The sequence below is a fragment of the Luteimonas composti genome, from assembly GCF_042678665.1.
Lineage (GTDB): Bacteria > Pseudomonadota > Gammaproteobacteria > Xanthomonadales > Xanthomonadaceae > Luteimonas > Luteimonas composti.
Genome location: NZ_JBHTKU010000003.1, coordinates 685,384 through 701,028, shown reverse-complemented (window position 1 = coordinate 701,028; position 15,645 = coordinate 685,384). Strand labels below are relative to the sequence as shown.

14 protein-coding genes are annotated in these 15,645 nt (G+C 70.6%); 7 read left to right on the top strand and 7 right to left on the bottom strand.

Features of this window, described 5'->3' with window-relative positions; genetic code table 11:
• The first annotated feature begins 109 nt into the window (after nt 1-109).
• From ACFQ2D_RS11950 to ACFQ2D_RS11935, 4 genes are all read left to right on the top strand, one after another.
• A complete protein-coding gene (locus ACFQ2D_RS11950; protein ID WP_280941640.1) occupies nt 110-451 on the top strand; it encodes a MazG nucleotide pyrophosphohydrolase domain-containing protein in 342 nt (113 codons plus the stop codon).
• 573 nt (nt 452-1,024) lie between these two features.
• A complete protein-coding gene (locus ACFQ2D_RS11945) occupies nt 1,025-1,441 on the top strand; it encodes an OsmC family protein (protein ID WP_280941639.1) in 417 nt (138 codons plus the stop codon).
• A 221-nt stretch (nt 1,442-1,662) separates the two neighbouring features.
• Entirely contained in the window at nt 1,663-3,234 is a 1,572-nt protein-coding gene (gene rmuC / locus ACFQ2D_RS11940; RefSeq protein ID WP_280941647.1) for a DNA recombination protein RmuC, read from the top strand.
• 230 nt (nt 3,235-3,464) lie between these two features.
• Nucleotides 3,465-4,499, top strand: a complete 1,035-nt coding sequence (locus tag ACFQ2D_RS11935; protein WP_280941638.1) for a M23 family metallopeptidase — start codon at nt 3,465-3,467, stop codon at nt 4,497-4,499.
• Nucleotides 4,500-4,512: 13 nt separating this feature from the next.
• Here the strand turns inward: ACFQ2D_RS11935 and ACFQ2D_RS11930 are convergent, their stop codons facing one another.
• From ACFQ2D_RS11930 to ACFQ2D_RS11900, 7 genes are all read right to left on the bottom strand, one after another.
• On the bottom strand, nt 4,513-5,598 hold the full coding sequence (locus tag ACFQ2D_RS11930) for an MlaA family lipoprotein (RefSeq protein WP_280941637.1): 1,086 nt from the start codon (nt 5,596-5,598) through the stop codon (nt 4,513-4,515).
• A gap of 32 nt (nt 5,599-5,630) precedes the next feature.
• Nucleotides 5,631-5,918, bottom strand: a complete 288-nt coding sequence (locus ACFQ2D_RS11925; RefSeq protein WP_280941636.1) for an STAS domain-containing protein — start codon at nt 5,916-5,918, stop codon at nt 5,631-5,633.
• On the bottom strand, nt 5,918-6,589 hold the full coding sequence (locus ACFQ2D_RS11920; RefSeq protein ID WP_280941635.1) for an MlaC/ttg2D family ABC transporter substrate-binding protein: 672 nt from the start codon (nt 6,587-6,589) through the stop codon (nt 5,918-5,920). Before ACFQ2D_RS11920 ends, ACFQ2D_RS11925 begins: the two co-directional genes overlap by 1 nt.
• Nucleotides 6,586-7,119 carry an outer membrane lipid asymmetry maintenance protein MlaD gene (gene mlaD, locus ACFQ2D_RS11915; protein ID WP_280941634.1) on the bottom strand — a complete coding sequence of 178 codons (534 nt, stop codon included), beginning with the start codon at nt 7,117-7,119 and terminating at the stop codon, nt 6,586-6,588. Before mlaD ends, ACFQ2D_RS11920 begins: the two co-directional genes overlap by 4 nt.
• 81 nt (nt 7,120-7,200) lie before the next feature.
• The gene (locus ACFQ2D_RS11910; protein WP_280941633.1) at nt 7,201-7,950 is read right to left on the bottom strand and encodes an MlaE family lipid ABC transporter permease subunit; all 750 of its coding nucleotides are present in this window, start codon (nt 7,948-7,950) and stop codon (nt 7,201-7,203) included.
• A 313-nt stretch (nt 7,951-8,263) separates the two neighbouring features.
• Nucleotides 8,264-9,055: an ABC transporter ATP-binding protein gene (locus ACFQ2D_RS11905; protein ID WP_280941632.1), complete on the bottom strand. Its 792-nt coding sequence runs from the start codon at nt 9,053-9,055 to the stop codon at nt 8,264-8,266.
• A gap of 240 nt (nt 9,056-9,295) precedes the next feature.
• Entirely contained in the window at nt 9,296-10,537 is a 1,242-nt protein-coding gene (locus ACFQ2D_RS11900; protein ID WP_280941631.1) for a citrate synthase family protein, read from the bottom strand.
• A gap of 99 nt (nt 10,538-10,636) precedes the next feature.
• On the opposite strand from ACFQ2D_RS11900, the gene prpB reads away from it, so the two are divergent.
• From prpB to acnD, 3 genes are all read left to right on the top strand, one after another.
• The gene (gene prpB, locus ACFQ2D_RS11895; protein WP_280941630.1) at nt 10,637-11,530 is read left to right on the top strand and encodes a methylisocitrate lyase; all 894 of its coding nucleotides are present in this window, start codon (nt 10,637-10,639) and stop codon (nt 11,528-11,530) included.
• Between the two features lie 188 nt (nt 11,531-11,718).
• Nucleotides 11,719-12,879: a bifunctional 2-methylcitrate synthase/citrate synthase gene (gene prpC, locus ACFQ2D_RS11890; protein WP_280941629.1), complete on the top strand. Its 1,161-nt coding sequence runs from the start codon at nt 11,719-11,721 to the stop codon at nt 12,877-12,879.
• Between the two features lie 142 nt (nt 12,880-13,021).
• A complete protein-coding gene (gene acnD / locus ACFQ2D_RS11885) occupies nt 13,022-15,640 on the top strand; it encodes a Fe/S-dependent 2-methylisocitrate dehydratase AcnD (protein ID WP_280941628.1) in 2,619 nt (872 codons plus the stop codon).
• Nucleotides 15,641-15,645 lie beyond the last annotated feature (5 nt).

The window sequence follows — 15,645 nt, the reverse complement described above, 5'->3', positions numbered from 1 at the left end:
TATTCGAACCGGCGACGCTTGGTTGCGCAAAGCATGTGGCAGGAACTGCCTGCCGTATGCCTTGCTTCACGATGCATCCCGGCTTGACGTGGGCGTTAGGCGGCAGGGGATGAACTTCAGCGATCTCGCAAAAGCGGCGCTCCAGCTGAACGACCTCTACGAGCAACTGGAGGTCAAACGCTGGGGACGCGTCTGGAGCACGCAGGAGCTGGCTCTTGGCTTCATGGGAGACGTCGGCGAGTTGGCCAAGCTGATTCAGGCTCACGCCGGCGTTCGGACGATCGATGAGCATCACGCAAAGCTCGGCCATGAACTGTCTGACTGCCTCTGGTCAATCATGGTGCTGGCCAGTAAATGTGGCGTCGATCTTGAGGCGGAGTTCCTCAAGAACACACGTGAGATTTCAGAGCACGTGTCGCGCGAACTGGGCGAGGAGACGGGAGCCGCCTGACAATGCGTTCAAGCCGAGGCCGCTTCGTTCCGGAGAACGCACGCCAGGTACCCTTGCCATTTGCTCCGCACCCCTGCGCGTCTGGCTTTAACCTGGGCGCCAGGCCGCAAAGACCAAAAGCCAAGGATCACGGTTGCACCTGGTCGGGTGATTGCTCGCGTCGCCAAGCATCCCCGTGCGTCGGCTCTTACCCGCCGCGCGGAACAGCTGGCGCCCGATCGGGCGGCTTGAGCTGCCGGATCGCCGGCCGGGCAACGGGCTGGCCGGCATCATGGGGCAAGCCCTCGCTCGGCAGGTTGCCGGCGGACAGTTCATGGTCGCGCCGGCGTTCATGGCTTCGGGACGTCCAAAGCGGACGCTTGCGTGCTCCTCACTGTCGTCGCATGCTGCGGCCCAACCAATCATTCAAGCCGAACCCCCGTTGCGCCTCGGCCCGGTTCCGGCGCCAGCTGCCGCGAGCCAGCCCGGACTTTGGGAGCCGGTCTCCGCGCGTGACCCGCGGACCGCGCCGCACGTTGTTGACGACCCGGCTGGCGTCCCTCTGCTTCAGCCGAGGTCCGACCTGGAGGACCGATGGAAATTTCGGCTCATCTGCTCAGTGCCGCGGGTGGCCATGCGCTCGAGGTCCGTACTGGCGAGTCGATGCAGCGGCTCGCGGTCGCGGCCAAGGCGGTGGGGCGGGGCAGCGCCGTCAACGGTGGCGAGTTCCTGATGGCCGCCCTGGCGAGCTGCTATTGCAACGATCTCTACCGGGAGGCGGCACGGCTGGGGATCCAGGTCATTGGCTGCGAGGTGGTCGCGTCCGCCCGGTTCAACGGGGTGGGGCTGGCGGCTGAATCGGTCACGTATGCGGCCAGGGTGAATTCGCCGGATGCCCCGGAGCGGATCGACTTGCTGCTGGAGGAAACCGATCGTCTTGCGGAGATCCACAACACGCTCCGCGCTGGCTGTCCGGTCCGGCGGGTGGCCTGGCAAGACGACGCTGGGTAGGCATCTGCCTGGACGGGACTGCAGGCGAGGAAGCTTGGTTCACCCTGTCCGCAACCCCGTCCAGTTCCTTGATCCGCTCTGTCGCCCGTCTTGCGACGTCCGCATCGCTGGCGCGCCGTCGGCCGGCCGGGTACGACCGCCGCAGATCTCGGACGGGGCTGGCAGTCGCGGGGGATCATCGCCTGAGACCGCGAACGCCTAGACTTGGCGCCATGGATTCGATGACCTTGCTGTACACGATGACCGCACTGCTGCTGCTGGCGGTGGTGTTGCTGGCGGTGCTGGTGCTGCGGCGCCCGGGGCGGGAGCTGGAGCGCGCGCTGCGCGAGGAGCAGCGCGAGGGACGGGGCGAGCTGCGCCAGCAGCTCGACGGGCTGGCGGTGCTGCAGGAGCAACGCAACGACGCCTTCGGCCGGCGGCTGGAAGATCTGTCCACCCGCACCGACCAGCGCCTGGACGTGCTGCGCGAGGCTCTGACCGACGATGCGCGCAAGGCCCGCGGCGAGCACGCCGAACTGCAGCACCGCTTCGAGCTGGCGCTCGGCCAGCGCCTGCACGGCCTGCGCGAGCAGATGGACGCGTTCGGCCAGCAGCAGGAGGCGCGCATCCACGCCTTCGGCCAGCAGCAGGCCGAGCTGGTGAGCCGCATCGACGCCGGCATGACTGCGCTGCGCCAGTCGCTGGCCGGGGAGCTGGCGCGGGCGCGTTCGGAAACCGGCGAGCAGCAGCAGCGTTTCGCCGAAGGCCTGGGCGCGCGCCTGGCCGAGCTGACCCAGCGCAACGAGCAGCGTATCGGCGAGATGCGCGCCACCCTGGAGCAGCAGCTGCGCAGCCTCCAGGAAGACAACGCGGCCAAGCTGGAGAAGATGCGCGAGACGGTGGACGAGAAGCTGCAGAGCACGCTGACCACGCGCCTGGATTCCTCGTTCAAACTCGTATCCGAGCGGCTGGAGCAGGTGCAGCGCGGGCTGGGCGAGATGCAGCAACTGGCGACCGGCGTGGGCGACCTCAAGCGGGTGCTGACCAACGTCAAGACCCGGGGTACCTGGGGCGAGGTGCAGCTGGACAACATCCTCGAGCAGACGCTGACCGCCGAGCAGTACGCGCGCAGCGTGCGCGTGCGTCCCGACAGTGGCGAGGCGGTGGACTTCGCCGTGCGCCTGCCGGGGCGCAGCGCGGACGACGCACCGCTGTGGCTGCCGATCGACTGCAAGTTCCCGCGCGAGGACTACGAGCGCCTGGTCGACGCGCAGGAGCAGGCCGAGCCGGAGCTGGTGCGCAGTAGTGGGGCCGCGCTCGAGCGGGCGATCCGCACCCAGGCCAGGTCGATCTGCGAGAAGTACATCGTGCCGCCGCACACCACCGATTTCGCGGTGATGTTCCTGCCCACCGAAGGCCTGTACGCCGAGGTGATCCGCCGTCCCGGCCTCACCGATGCGCTGCAGCGCGACCACCGCATCGTGGTGGCCGGGCCGACCACGGTCACGGCCCTGCTCGGCAGCCTGCAGATGGGCTTCCGCACCCTCGCGATCGAGCAGCGTTCGAGCGAGGTGTGGAAGCTGCTGGGCGCGGTGAAGAGCGAATTCGGCAAGTTCGCCGGGGTACTGGAGAAGGCGACTTCGCAGCTGGGCACGGTGCAGAACAGCATCAAGGCCGCGGGCGTGCGCACCCGCGCGATCGAGCGCAGGCTGCGCGGCGTGGAGACGCTCCCGGGTCCGGAAGCTGCCGGCCTGCTGGGCGGTGCGATCGACGAGTCCGAAGAAGCCGACGAGGGCACGGACGCGCAGGACTAGGCGCGGGCGCAGGCATCGACACGCGCGGTGTCCATGGCGCGACGAGCGGCGGTGGCCGGGTCGACTTGTGGCACGGGTCCTGTCCCGACGCCCGGCCGATACTGACGACCTCCACAGCGGAGGAATCGCGCATTCGGATCGGCCTGTGCCTCGTCGTCCTGCTCGCCATCGCGGTATCCCGGCCGTCCCCGGCCGCAGCGGGACCCGAGCGCGAATCCTTCGACCTGCGCGTGCCGGTGGCCCCCGCAGCGGTGCCGTCGCAGGGCCGCCTGCGCCTGTTCCACGAGCTGCACCTGACCAGCTTCGCGCGCGAGCCGTTGGCGATCGAGCGGATCGAGGTGCAGGGCGATGACGGCAGGGTGCTCGCCAGCTACGCCGGCGACGCGCTCCGGCGTCGGCTGGTGCCGGCGGTGCCTGCCGCGGAAACCGGAGATGCGCGCCTGCTCGCACCCGGCACGGTGCGCGTGCTGCATGTCGAACTGGAGCTTGCGCCAACGGCGGTGCCGTCCTCGCTGCGGCATATCGTGACCTATGGCGTGGCGGGTGAACCTGCAGACGCGCAGGTCTCGGCCGGTGCAGTCGCGGTCGGCAGCGATGGCGCCATCGTGCTGGGTCCGCCGTTGCGCGGTGGGCCCTGGGCGGCGGTGTTCGATCCGGCCTGGGCGCGTGGACACCGCCGCGTGCACTATGCGCTCGAGGGGCGCGCGACCCTGCCGGGCCGCTTCGCCCTGGACCTGGTCAAACTCGACGCGCAGGGCCGCATCGCCGCCGCGGACCCGGATGTGATCCGGAACGCCTACGGCTGCGGCGAGCCCGTGCTGGCGGTGGCCGATGCCGAGGTGGTTGCCGTCCGCAACGACTACCCGGAAGCCGAACGCATCTCCGGCAACGGGCGCCATCGGCTGTCCGCCGGCAGCGGCAACCATGTGGTGCTGGCGCTGGAGGACGGACGCCACGCCTTCTACGAGCACCTGCGCCCGGGCAGCGTGCGCGTCGCGGTGGGCCAGCGCGTGCGGCGTGGGGAGGTGCTCGGCGAGGTCGGACTGAGCGGCAGCGGTGGCTGGCCGCACCTGCATTTCCACGTCGCCGACGGGCCTTCGCTGCTGGGCGCGGAAGGGCTGCCGTTCGCCTTCGACGCTTTCGAACTGCTGGGGCGCTACGGGGACTTCGAGCAGCTGGGCCAGGCGCCCTGGGAGCCGCAAGGCGCCGGCATGCGGCGCGGGGAACGGCCGCCGGACAACGCCGTGCTGCGCTTTCCCGACTGAGGCCGGCGAGGCGTCAGGGCGTGGGCGACAGCGGAACGATCGGCATCACGTCGACTGGCACGGTCGGGTGGGCTTCGTCGTCGCGCAGGTAGTCCGGCAGCTCCTCGTCCTCTTCGCTGCGACGGTCGGCCTGGATCTGGTAGTTGCGGCGCTGCATCCAGGCATCGCGCACCAGCGCGTACTCGTCGGCCGCGCCCTGGCGCATGGCGTCGACGGCGAACAGCTGGGTGCGCAGGTCGACCAGCTGCAGGCCCTGCAGGAAATAGCGGGTGCCGTCGTCCTCGATCTGGCGCGTCGGCGACAGCGGCGCGTCTCCGACCAGTCCGAAGGTATCGCGCAGGGTGCGGGGGCCGAACAGCGGCAGCTCGACATAGCGCGAGTTCTTCCAGCCCCACACGCCCAGCGTCTGGCCGAAGTCCTCGCTGCGGTTGGGGATGTTGACCGCAGTGGCGGGATCGAAGATGCCGCCGATGCCGATGGTGGCGTTGAGCAGGAAGCGGCCGAGCGACTGGCCGGCCTGGCCCGGGCGCCCCTGCAGCAGCGCATTGAGCGCACTCACCGGCTGGCCGAGGTTGTTGAAGAAGTTGCCCACGCCCAGCCGCACCGGCCGCGGCACCACCTTCATGTAGGCGCGCGCCAGCGGCGTGGCGATGGTGCGGTCCACGGCGTTGTTGAAGCGGTGCACCTTGCGGTTCCACTTCTCCCAGGGGTCGTAGCTGCCGGGCAGCTGCGCCGGCGCCGGCAGGCTGGGATCGGCGACCGGATCGTACGGCGCGCCGTAAATGGCGGCGTAGTCGAGTTCGGCCTCGGTGGGCGCGGTGGCGGCCACGTCGGCTTGCGCGGCATCGGCAGTGGGCGGTTCGGCCGCCAGGTCACTGGCCTGCGTAGCGGCTTCCGACGCCTCCAGCGCAGGATCGATGGCAGCGGCGGCCGTGGTGTCGACCGCCGGCACGGCGGACGTGTCCACAACGTGAGGCGCCACTGCCGGAGCCTCGGTCGCGGACGGACGAGCGCCGCCGCCGCTGGCGCAGGCGGCCAGCAGCAGGGTCGGGAGCAGGAGCAGGCACAGGCGCGGCAGCGTGCGCAGGGAGACACTCATGGATGCGGTCCGTCGGATGCGCTGCGCGGACTTCATGCCCGCGCGAATGTGAGGGTGGGGGAGAGCCGGTAGGCGCGGCGCAGGCCGTCGAGGCCTGGCGGATCGCCGACCACCGGAACGCCGCCGCCACGTTGCGCCAGTTCCACCAGCAGGGCAAGGCCCGCACTGTCCACGGAGGTGACCGCCGACAGATCGAAGCGTTCCACGCCCGGCGCCTGGGCCAGTGCGGCCGGCCAGAGCGCGGCCACCGCTTCGCGCACGAGCGCGCCGGCGAACGCCAGCGTGGTCCCGTCGCGACGCAGGGTGGCCGCCTGTGCCATCAGTTGCTGCCGGCCTCGGCCGAGAGCTGGCCGCTGCGCAGTTCCTTGGTCACCTGCGCGATCGACTTGCGCTGCAGCTCGGCGTCGAACTGCTGGCGGAAGGTCTGCACGAACGACACGCCTTCGACCATCACGTCGAACACGCGCCAGCCGCTGCCGGCGCGGCGCATCAGGTAGTCCACCGGGATCGGCTCGCCGCCCTGGCGCAGCAGTTCGCTGGAGACCTTGACGCCGAGGTTGCGCGGCAACGCGGTCTCGGACTTGATCCGCACGCGCAGGCGCGTGTTGAAATCGATCAGCGAGGAGCCGTAGCGGCGCATCAGGTTGTCGGCCAGCGCGTCGCCGAAGGCCTTCACGTCGGCATCGGAGGCGCCCCGGCCGTGCCGGCCCAGCACCTGGCGGGCCGCGTAGTCGCGGTCGAACATGGTGTCGAATTCGCTGCTGACGAACCGCTGCAGGGCGGCGCGGTCGCGGGTGAACTCGGCGCGGCGCGACTCCAGCGTTTCCAGGACGCGCCGGGTGTTCTGCAGCACCAGCTCGCTGGGCGAGCCCTGCATGGTGGCGGGCGCCGCGGGCGCGGACTGTGCCTGGGCGAAGGACAGGGCGGGCGCGGCGGCGAGCAGGGTCGCGGCCAGGCCCAGTGCGAGGGCGTTGCGGGGGATGCGGATCATGGGGTCGTTCCTTCTTCCGGAGCGGACGGCGCGGCGGGCGCGGGCTGCGCATCACCGGGCGCGGCATTGTCGCCGCCGCCGCTGAACATGTACTTGCCGACCATCTGGATCAGGTCCACGGCCGGCGTGGTGAACACCAGTTCCTCGCCCGGCTTGAACACCTCCATGTCGCCGCCGGGCTGCAGCCCGACATAGCTTTCGCCGAGCAGGCCGCCGGTGAGGATGCCGGCCGAGGTGTCGATCGGGATCTCGCTGAAGCGCTCGTCGATGGCGAGGGTGACGATGGAGTCGAACTTGACCGGATCGAGGTCGATCTTCGACACCCGGCCGATGGTGACGCCGCCGATCTTGACCGGTGCGTTGGGCCGCAGCTGGCCGATCTGGGTGAAGCGCGCGGTCAGCTCGTAAGTGTCGCCGGACAAGCCGAAGCGGCCGTTGGTGGAGGCGATGGCCAGCACCAGCAGCGAGGCCAGCGCCAGGACCAGGAAGGCGCCGACGGCGAATTCGAGACGGGGGCCACGGGTAGCCATTGGATCACCTCGTCGCCGCGCGATGCGGCGGATTGCGTGTTGCGGAAAAGACGGCGGGCAAGCGGTTGCGGTGCATGCGGCTCACCGGAACAGGAAGGCCGACAGCACGAAGTTGAACATCAGCACCAGCAGCGAGGCGTTGACCACCGCGCGCGTGGTGGCCACCGAGGTGCCCTCGATGGTGGGTTCGGCGTGGTAGCCCACGTACGAGGCCACCAGCGCCGCGGTACCGCCGAACACCGCCGCCTTGACGAACGCCGGCACGAAGTCGCCGTGGAAATCCACCGCGTCCTTCATGATCTGCCAGAAGCTGCCGTTGTCGATGCCCAGCACCTGCACCGCCTGGAACCAGCTGGCGGCGATGGCGAAGCTGGCGAAGAACCCCACCAGCAGCGGCACGGTCAGCACCGCCGCCCAGAAGCGCGGCGCGACCGCCTTGCCGACCGGATCGATCGCCATCAGGCCGAGCGCGGTGATCTGGTCGGTGGCGCGCATCAGGCCGAGTTCGGCGGCGATCGAGGAACCGGCGCGGCCGACGAACAGCAGCGCGGTCAGCACCGGCGCCAGTTCGCGGTACAGGCCCAGGCCGATCAGCACGCTGACCTGGTTGGAGGCGCCGTAGGTCTCGAGCGCGCGGAAGCCGAGCAGGGTGAGCGACAGGCCGACGAAGGCGCCGCCGACCGCGATGATCGGCAGCGAGCGCGCGCCGATCTTGTAGATCTCGCGGGTGAGTTCGGCGAAGAAGTCGGCGGTCGGCCTAGAGGCGCGCAGCACCGAGAGCGAGAACAGGCCGGCGCGGCCCACCGAGCGCAGGGCGGAGGCGAGCGGCATCAGCGGGTGCTCCGGTGGAACGTGGCGGCCGATGCACCCCCACCCCAGCCCTCCCCCGCGCAGCGGGGGAGGGAGCAAAGGCGCATCCCGCTCCCCCGCCGCTGCTCGGTGGAGCGAAGACGGGGCCCCGGCCCCCGCTTGTCGGCCATGGAGCGAAGGCGCATCGCGCCTCCCCACCGCTGCCTGGTGGAACCAAAGCTGGGCGTCGGCCTCCGCTTGTCGGCCGTGGAGCGAAGGCGCATCTCCTCCCCCCGCGCGCGGGGGGAGGTCGGGAGGGGGGGCAGCCCGACGCAAGGATACGTGCCGGTCGCGCTCACGCCGCCTCCGTGCGCCGCGCGCTGTCGAAGGCGATGGGGCCGTCGGGCTCGCCGCGCAGGAACTGGCCTACCAGCGGGTCGGCGCTGGCCTGCAGCTGCCCGGGCGTGCCCGAAAACACGATGCCGCCGTTGGCGATCACCACCGCGTGGTCGCAGATCGGCAGCGTCTCGTGCACGTGGTGGGTGACGATGATGCTGGTCAGGCCCAGCCGGTCGTTGAGCTCGGAGACCAGGTTCATGATCACGCCGGACGCGATCGGGTCGAGGCCGGTCAGCGGCTCGTCGTAGACCATCAGCGGCGGGTCGAGCGCGATCGCGCGCGCCAGGGCCACGCGCCGTGCCATGCCGCCGGACAGCTCGCGCGGATACAGGTCGGCCGCGGAGCGCAGGCCCACCGCGTGCAGCTTCATCTCCACCAGGCGGTCGATCACCTCGCGCGGCAGCCTCGTATGCGCGCGCAGGGGCAGCGCCACGTTCTCCGCGGCGGTGAGGTCGGTGAGCAGGCCGTTGCCCTGCAGCAGCACCCCGATCGACTTGCGCAGCTCCAGCAGCGCGCGCTGGCGCTGCGGCACCGCCTGGCCGAACACCTCGACGCGTCCGGCCGCGGGCACGAGCTCGCCGGTGAGCGCGGCCAACAGGGTCGACTTGCCGCTGCCCGAGGGTCCGAGCACGGCGGTGACGCTGCCGCGCGGCACGGCCAGGTCGATGCCGGACAGGATCGTGCGACCGCCCCGGTCGAGGCGGACGGCGTCGAAGCGCACGGCGATGGCGTCGTTGGAGTCGGTCATGGGCGGGGAAGACGGGTCCGGCGGACCCGGCAGCCGGGCAGGATGCGGGACAGCGGCTGAACCTCGACGGAGTTTTCACATCGGATGCCACTCCGGCAGTCCGCCCCCTGGCCGACGCGGCGGACGGCAAGCGTCCAGGGCAGCGACGGCTGCGCTGGAATCCGCCGGCCGCCGCCCCGGCAACAGCGGCGGCTGGCACGCCGGCCATCGGGACGCAGCCGCCCTCCGGTCCCGCGACGCTCAGGCGTCTGCTCCGCTCTCCGGCAGCACCCCGTTGTACTGCGCGCGCGGCCGGATCAGGCGGTCCGCGGCCTGCTGCTCCTGCGCGTGCGCCAGCCAGCCGGCGAGCCGCCCCGCGGCGAACATCACCAGCGCCGGCGTCTCGGGCAGGCCGTGCACGTAGCAGATCGCGGCCAGCATGCCGTCGATGTTGGGCAGCCGGCCGCTGGTCTCGGCCGCGGCCTGCACCAGCGCATCGACATGGGCCATGCGCGGATCGCCGGCGCGGTACCGGCGCAGCATCGCCAGCACTTCGGCGCCGCGCGGGTCGCCGTCGGGATACAGCACGTGGTGGAAGCCGGGAAGTTCGTCGCCGCGGCGCCAACGCTCGCCGATGAAGGCGGATGCCGAGCGGGCGCCGGCGGCATCGGCGATCAGCGCGTAGGCGCGCGCGGTGGCGCCGCCGTGGCGTGGTCCGGACAGCGCCGACAGCCCGGCGCAGACCGTGCCATGCAGGTGCGCGCCGGTGGAGGCCACCACGCGCGCGGCGAAGGCCGACACGTTGAGTTCGTGGTCTGCGCACAGCACCAGGGCCGCGCGCACCAGGTCGGCGAAAGCCTCGTCGCCCGGGCGCCAGGCGTCGGCAAGCACCCGGTGCACCGGCCGCGCGTCCGGGGCGCCGGCCACCAGCAGGGCGGCGTTCTGGCGCAGCAGGGTCGCGGCGATGCGGCGGCGCGCGGCGGGCGCGGCATTGAGCGAATCGCGCTGGTCCACCGCCAGCAGCGGGATCGACGCCATCGCCCGCTTGAGCGGCGGCAGCGAGGCGTCGGTCGCGATCGGCGCGACCCGCGCCGGCCAGCCCTCGACGTCGAGTCCGGCAAAGGGATCGCTGTCGCCGCAGTCCCAGAGCAGGCGCGCGGCGTCCTCGAGCGTGGCGCCGGCGCGCACCATGCCGACCGCCGCGCGGCCACGGTAGTAGGGGCTGTCGGGGCGGATCAGCGAGATCGCGGTTTCCATCACCGGCAGGCCGCGGTCGAGGCTCTGCGCCGCGCCCCGCGCCGCGCCGCGCCCGGCCTTCTTGCGCTGCGCCAGGCGCTCGATGTCGCGCCGCAGATAGACGCGACTGCGGTGGTCGGGCCCGGGGCGCGACTCGATCAGCCCGCGGCTGACGTAGGCGTACAGCGTGGCCGGGCTGATCCCGAGCAGGGCGCAGGCCTGGGGGGCCGCAATCAGGTCGCCGTCGGCGGGGCCGGGCTGGGTCATGGCTTCAGCTTGATCCGTTCAATCAAGATTGATCAACCCGAGGAAGAGTGCCACATTGCAGTCCACCGGGAAATCCCCGCCGCCATGCCCCAGGCCGCCATGTCCAGCTCCGCTTCCTCCCAGTCCGCCGGCGCGCGCTTCCGCGCCGCCCTCGCCGCCGAATCGCCGCTGCAGGTGATCGGCGCGATCAACGCCAACCACGCCCTGCTCGCCAGGCGCGCCGGCTACCGCGCGATCTACCTGTCCGGCGGCGGCGTCGCCGCGGGTTCGCTGGGCCTGCCGGACCTCGGCATCAACACGCTCGAGGACGTGCTGATCGACGTGCGCCGCATCACCGACGTCTGCGACCTGCCGCTGATGGTCGACATCGACACCGGCTTCGGGCCCAGCGCCTTCAACATCGAGCGCACGATCAAGTCGCTGATCAAGGCCGGCGCGGCCGCCTGCCATATCGAGGACCAGGTCGGCGCCAAGCGCTGCGGGCACCGCCCCGGCAAGGAAATCGTGTCGCAGGGCGAGATGGTCGACCGGGTCAAGGCCGCGGCCGATGCCAGGACCGATCCGGACTTCTTCCTGATCGCGCGTACCGACGCGATCCAGGTCGACGGCGTGGACGCGGCGATCGAGCGCGCCATCGCCTGCGTCGAGGCCGGCGCCGACGGGATCTTCGCCGAGGCCGCCTACGATCTCGACACCTACCGGAAGTTTGTCGATGCGGTGCAGGTGCCGGTGCTGGCCAACATCACCGAGTTCGGCAAGACCCCGCTGTTCACCCGCGACGAGCTGGCCGCGGCCGGCGTGGCGATCCAGCTGTATCCGCTGTCGGCGTTCCGCGCCATGAACAAGGCCGCCGAGACCGTGTACGAGGCGATCCGCCGCGACGGCCACCAGAAGGCCGTGGTGGAGATGATGCAGACGCGCGAGGAGCTGTACGAGCGCATCGGCTACCACGCCTTCGAACAGAAGCTCGACGCGCTGTTCGCGAAGAAATGAGTCGTCCGGCGGCCGCGGTCGGCCGGCGGACCGGACGGGGCATCCTGCCCCGCCGGCTGCCTCCGGCGCGTGCGGTCGCGGCGCAGCCGCTTCCATCCATCCAACGCAAGGTCCGTCGCCGCACGGACACGAGGCGCGCCACAGGCGCCGCCACCGCAACCAGCTGACGCAGTCCAGGAGATCCGCCCATGAGCGAAGCCACCCCCGCCGCCACCGGTTTCAAACCCAAGAAGTCCGTCGCCCTGAGCGGCACCGCCGCGGGTAACACCGCCCTGTGCACCGTCGGCCGCACCGGCAACGACCTGGCCTACCGCGGCTACGACATCCTCGACCTGGCGACCACCTCCGAGTTCGAGGAAATCGCGCACCTGCTGGTCCACGGCAAGCTGCCCAACCGCGCCGAGCTGGCCGCGTACAAGACGAAGCTCAAGGCGCTGCGCGGCCTGCCGGCGGCGGTGAAGGTGGCGCTGGAACAGCTGCCGCCGTCGAGCCATCCGATGGACGTGATGCGCACCGGCGTGTCGGTGCTCGGCTGCGTCAAGCCCGAATCGGCGGACCACAACCACCCGGGCGCGCGCGACATCGCCGACAAGCTGATGGCCTCGCTGGGCTCGATGCTGCTGTACTGGTACCACTGGGCCTACAACGGCAGGCGCATCGAGGTGGAGACCGACGACGATTCGATCGGCGGCCACTTCCTGCACCTGCTGCACGGGCAGAAGCCGAAGGAGAGCTGGGTGCGCGCGATGCACACCTCGCTGATCCTGTACGCCGAGCACGAGTTCAACGCGTCCACCTTCACCTGCCGCGTCGTCGCCGGCACCGGTTCGGACATGTACTCGGCCATCTGCGGCGGCATCGGTGCGCTGCGCGGCCCCAAGCATGGTGGCGCCAACGAGGTGGCGTTCGAGATCCAGAAGCGCTACGACACCCCGGACGAGGCGGAAGCGGACATCCGTGCGCGGGTGGAGCGCAAGGAAGTGGTGATCGGCTTCGGCCACCCGGTCTACACCGTGTCCGATCCGCGCAACAAGGTGATCAAGCAGGTGGCGAAGGAGCTGTCCGAGGAAGCGGGCAGCACGAAGATGTACGACATCGCCGAGCGCCTGGAAACGGTGATGTGGGACATCAAGAAGATGTTCCCCAACCTCGACTGGTTCAGCGCGGTCAGCTACCACGTGATGGGCGTGCCGACCGACATGTTCACCCCCCTGTTCGTGATCTCGCGCACCTCGGGCTGGAGCGCGCACATCATCGAGCAGCGCATCGACGGCAAGATCATCCGACCGAGCGCCAACTACACCGGTCCGGAAGACCAGGCCTTCGTGCCGATCGACCAGCGCTCCTGATCCTCCGCTTCGCTCCCCCCCGCACGCGGGGGAGGGCCGGGGTGGGGGCCAGCCGTCGCACCGCTGCCCGGACGCGCGCCCCCATCCCAACCTTCCCCGCACGCAGGGGAAGGGGCCTAGTCCCCATTCCGAGTCGCCAGCCATGAACAGCCAGCACCGCAAACCCCTCCCCGGCACCCAGCTCGACTGGTACGACGCGCGCGCAGCCGTCGAGGCGCTGCAGCCCGGGGCCTGGGCCACGCTGCCCTACACCGCGCGCGTGCATGCCGAGAACATCGTGCGCCGCGCCGATCCGGCGCGCATCGATGACTACCTGGGCCAGCTGGTGCGGCGCGAACGCACGCTGGATTTCCCCTGGTTCCCGGCGCGCGTGGTCTGCCACGACATCCTCGGCCAGACCGCGCTGGTCGATCTGGCCGGCCTGCGCGATGCGATCGCCGACCAGGGCGGCGACCCGGCGGCGGTGAACCCGGTGGTGCCGGTGCAGCTGATCGTCGACCACTCGCTGGCGGTGGAATGCGGCGGCTACGACCCGCAGGCCTTCGAGAAGAACCGCGCGATCGAGGATCGCCGCAACGAAGACCGCTTCCACTTCATCGAGTGGACCAGGCAGGCGTTCAAGAACGTCGACGTGATCCCGCCGGGCAACGGGATCATGCACCAGATCAACCTGGAGAAGATGTCGCCGGTGATCTACGTGCAGGACGGCGTCGCGTTCCCGGATACCTGCGTCGGCACCGACTCGCATACCCCGCACGTCGATGCGCTGGGCGTGATCGCGATCGGCGTGGGCGGGCTGGAAGCCGAGAACGTGATGCTGGGCCGCGCCTCGTGGATGCGCACGCCCGAGATCGTCGGGGTCGAGCTGGCCGGCAGGCCCGCACCCGGCATCACCGCCACCGACGTGGTGCTGGCGCTGACCGAATTCCTGCGCCAGCAGAAGGTGGTGGGCGCCTACCTGGAGTTCCGCGGAGAAGGCGCGGCGGCGCTCACCGTGGGCGACCGCGCCACCATCTCCAACATGGCGCCCGAATACGGCGCCACCGCGGCGATGTTCTTCATCGACGACAACACCCTCGACTACCTGCGCCTGACCGGCCGCACCGACGAACAGGTGGCCCTGGTCGAGACCTATGCGAAGACCGCCGGCCTGTGGGCGAGCGATCTCGCGACCGCGCAGTACGAGCGCACCCTGCACTTCGACCTGTCGAGCGTGGTGCGCAACATGGCCGGCCCGTCCAACCCGCACCGGCGCCTGCCGACCAGCGCGCTGGCCGAGCGCGGCATCGCCGACGAAGCCAAGCTGGCCGCCGGCAAGGCCGAGGAAGCGGCGGGCCTGATGCCCGACGGCGCGGTGATCATCGCCGCGATCACCAGCTGCACGAATACGTCGAACCCGCGCAACGTGATCGCGGCCGGCCTGCTGGCGCGCAACGCGGTGGCCAAGGGCCTGGCCCGCAAGCCCTGGGTCAAGACCTCGCTGGCGCCCGGCTCCAAGGCGGTGCAGCTGTACCTGGAAGAGTCGGGCCTGCTGCCGGACCTGGAGCAGCTGGGCTTCGGCATCGTGGCGTTTGCCTGCACCACCTGCAACGGCATGAGCGGTGCGCTGGACCCGAAGATCCAGCAGGAGATCATCGAGCGCGACCTCTACGCCACCGCGGTGCTCAGCGGCAACCGCAACTTCGACGGCCGCATCCACCCCTACGCCAAGCAGGCCTTCCTGGCCTCGCCGCCGCTGGTGATCGCCTATGCCATCGCCGGCACGGTGCGCTTCGACATCGAGAAGGATCCGCTGGGCGTGGATGCCGAGGGCAATCCGGTCACGCTCAAGGACCTCTGGCCCAGCGACGAGGAGATCGACGCGGTGGTGAAGGCCAGCGTCAAGCCCGAGCAGTACCGCGCCGTGTACGGGCCGATGTTCAAGCTGCGCGTGGAATCGGGCGAGGCCGTGAGCCCGCTGTACGACTGGCGCCCGATGTCGACCTACATCCGCCGTCCGCCGTACTGGGAGGGCGCGCTGGCCGGCGAGCGCACGCTCAAGGGCATGCGCCCGCTGGCGGTCCTGGGCGACAACATCACCACCGACCACCTCTCGCCGTCCAACGCGATCCTCGCCAGCAGCGCCGCCGGCGAATACCTGGCGAAGATGGGCCTGCCCGAAGAAGACTTCAATTCCTACGCCACCCACCGCGGCGACCACCTCACCGCGCAGCGCGCCACCTTCGCCAATCCCAAGCTGCTCAACGAGATGGTGCGCAACGAAGATGGAAGCGTGCGCCAGGGTTCGCTGGCGCGGATCGAGCCGGACGGCCAGGTCACGCGCATGTGGGAGGCCATCGAGACCTACATGGATCGCAAGCAGCCGCTGATCATCATCGCCGGCGCCGACTACGGCCAGGGCAGCTCGCGCGACTGGGCCGCCAAGGGCGTACGACTGGCGGGCGTAGAGGCGATCGTGGCCGAAGGCTTCGAGCGCATCCACCGCACCAACCTGATCGGCATGGGCGTGCTGCCGCTTGAGTTCCGCAGCGGCGACACGCGCCACACCTACGCCATCGACGGCACCGAGACCTTCGACGTGGTCGGTGCGCGCACCCCGCGCGCGACGCTCACCCTGGTGATCCGCCGTCGCAACGGCGAGGTGGTCGAGGTGCCGGTGACCTGCCGCCTGGATTCGGACGAGGAAGTGTCGATCTACGAGGCCGGCGGCGTGCTGCAGCGCTTCGCCCAGGACTTCCTGGCGGAGAACCAGGCGGCGTGAGGCGC

Excerpts from the sequence above, each read along its gene's own strand:
- ACFQ2D_RS11950 (WP_280941640.1), top strand. The coding sequence starts at position 110 with ATGAACTTCAGCGATCTCGCAAAAGCGGCGCTCCAGCTGAACGACCTC.
- ACFQ2D_RS11945 (WP_280941639.1), top strand. The coding sequence starts at position 1,025 with ATGGAAATTTCGGCTCATCTGCTCAGTGCCGCGGGTGGCCATGCGCTC.
- rmuC (WP_280941647.1), top strand. The coding sequence starts at position 1,663 with ATGACCTTGCTGTACACGATGACCGCACTGCTGCTGCTGGCGGTGGTG.
- ACFQ2D_RS11930 (WP_280941637.1), bottom strand. The coding sequence starts at position 5,598 with ATGAGTGTCTCCCTGCGCACGCTGCCGCGCCTGTGCCTGCTCCTGCTC.
- ACFQ2D_RS11925 (WP_280941636.1), bottom strand. The coding sequence starts at position 5,918 with ATGGCACAGGCGGCCACCCTGCGTCGCGACGGGACCACGCTGGCGTTC.
- ACFQ2D_RS11920 (WP_280941635.1), bottom strand. The coding sequence starts at position 6,589 with ATGATCCGCATCCCCCGCAACGCCCTCGCACTGGGCCTGGCCGCGACC.
- mlaD (WP_280941634.1), bottom strand. The coding sequence starts at position 7,119 with ATGGCTACCCGTGGCCCCCGTCTCGAATTCGCCGTCGGCGCCTTCCTG.
- ACFQ2D_RS11910 (WP_280941633.1), bottom strand. The coding sequence starts at position 7,950 with ATGCCGCTCGCCTCCGCCCTGCGCTCGGTGGGCCGCGCCGGCCTGTTC.
- ACFQ2D_RS11905 (WP_280941632.1), bottom strand. The coding sequence starts at position 9,055 with ATGACCGACTCCAACGACGCCATCGCCGTGCGCTTCGACGCCGTCCGC.
- ACFQ2D_RS11900 (WP_280941631.1), bottom strand. The coding sequence starts at position 10,537 with ATGACCCAGCCCGGCCCCGCCGACGGCGACCTGATTGCGGCCCCCCAG.
- prpB (WP_280941630.1), top strand. The coding sequence starts at position 10,637 with ATGTCCAGCTCCGCTTCCTCCCAGTCCGCCGGCGCGCGCTTCCGCGCC.
- prpC (WP_280941629.1), top strand. The coding sequence starts at position 11,719 with ATGAGCGAAGCCACCCCCGCCGCCACCGGTTTCAAACCCAAGAAGTCC.
- acnD (WP_280941628.1), top strand. The coding sequence starts at position 13,022 with ATGAACAGCCAGCACCGCAAACCCCTCCCCGGCACCCAGCTCGACTGG.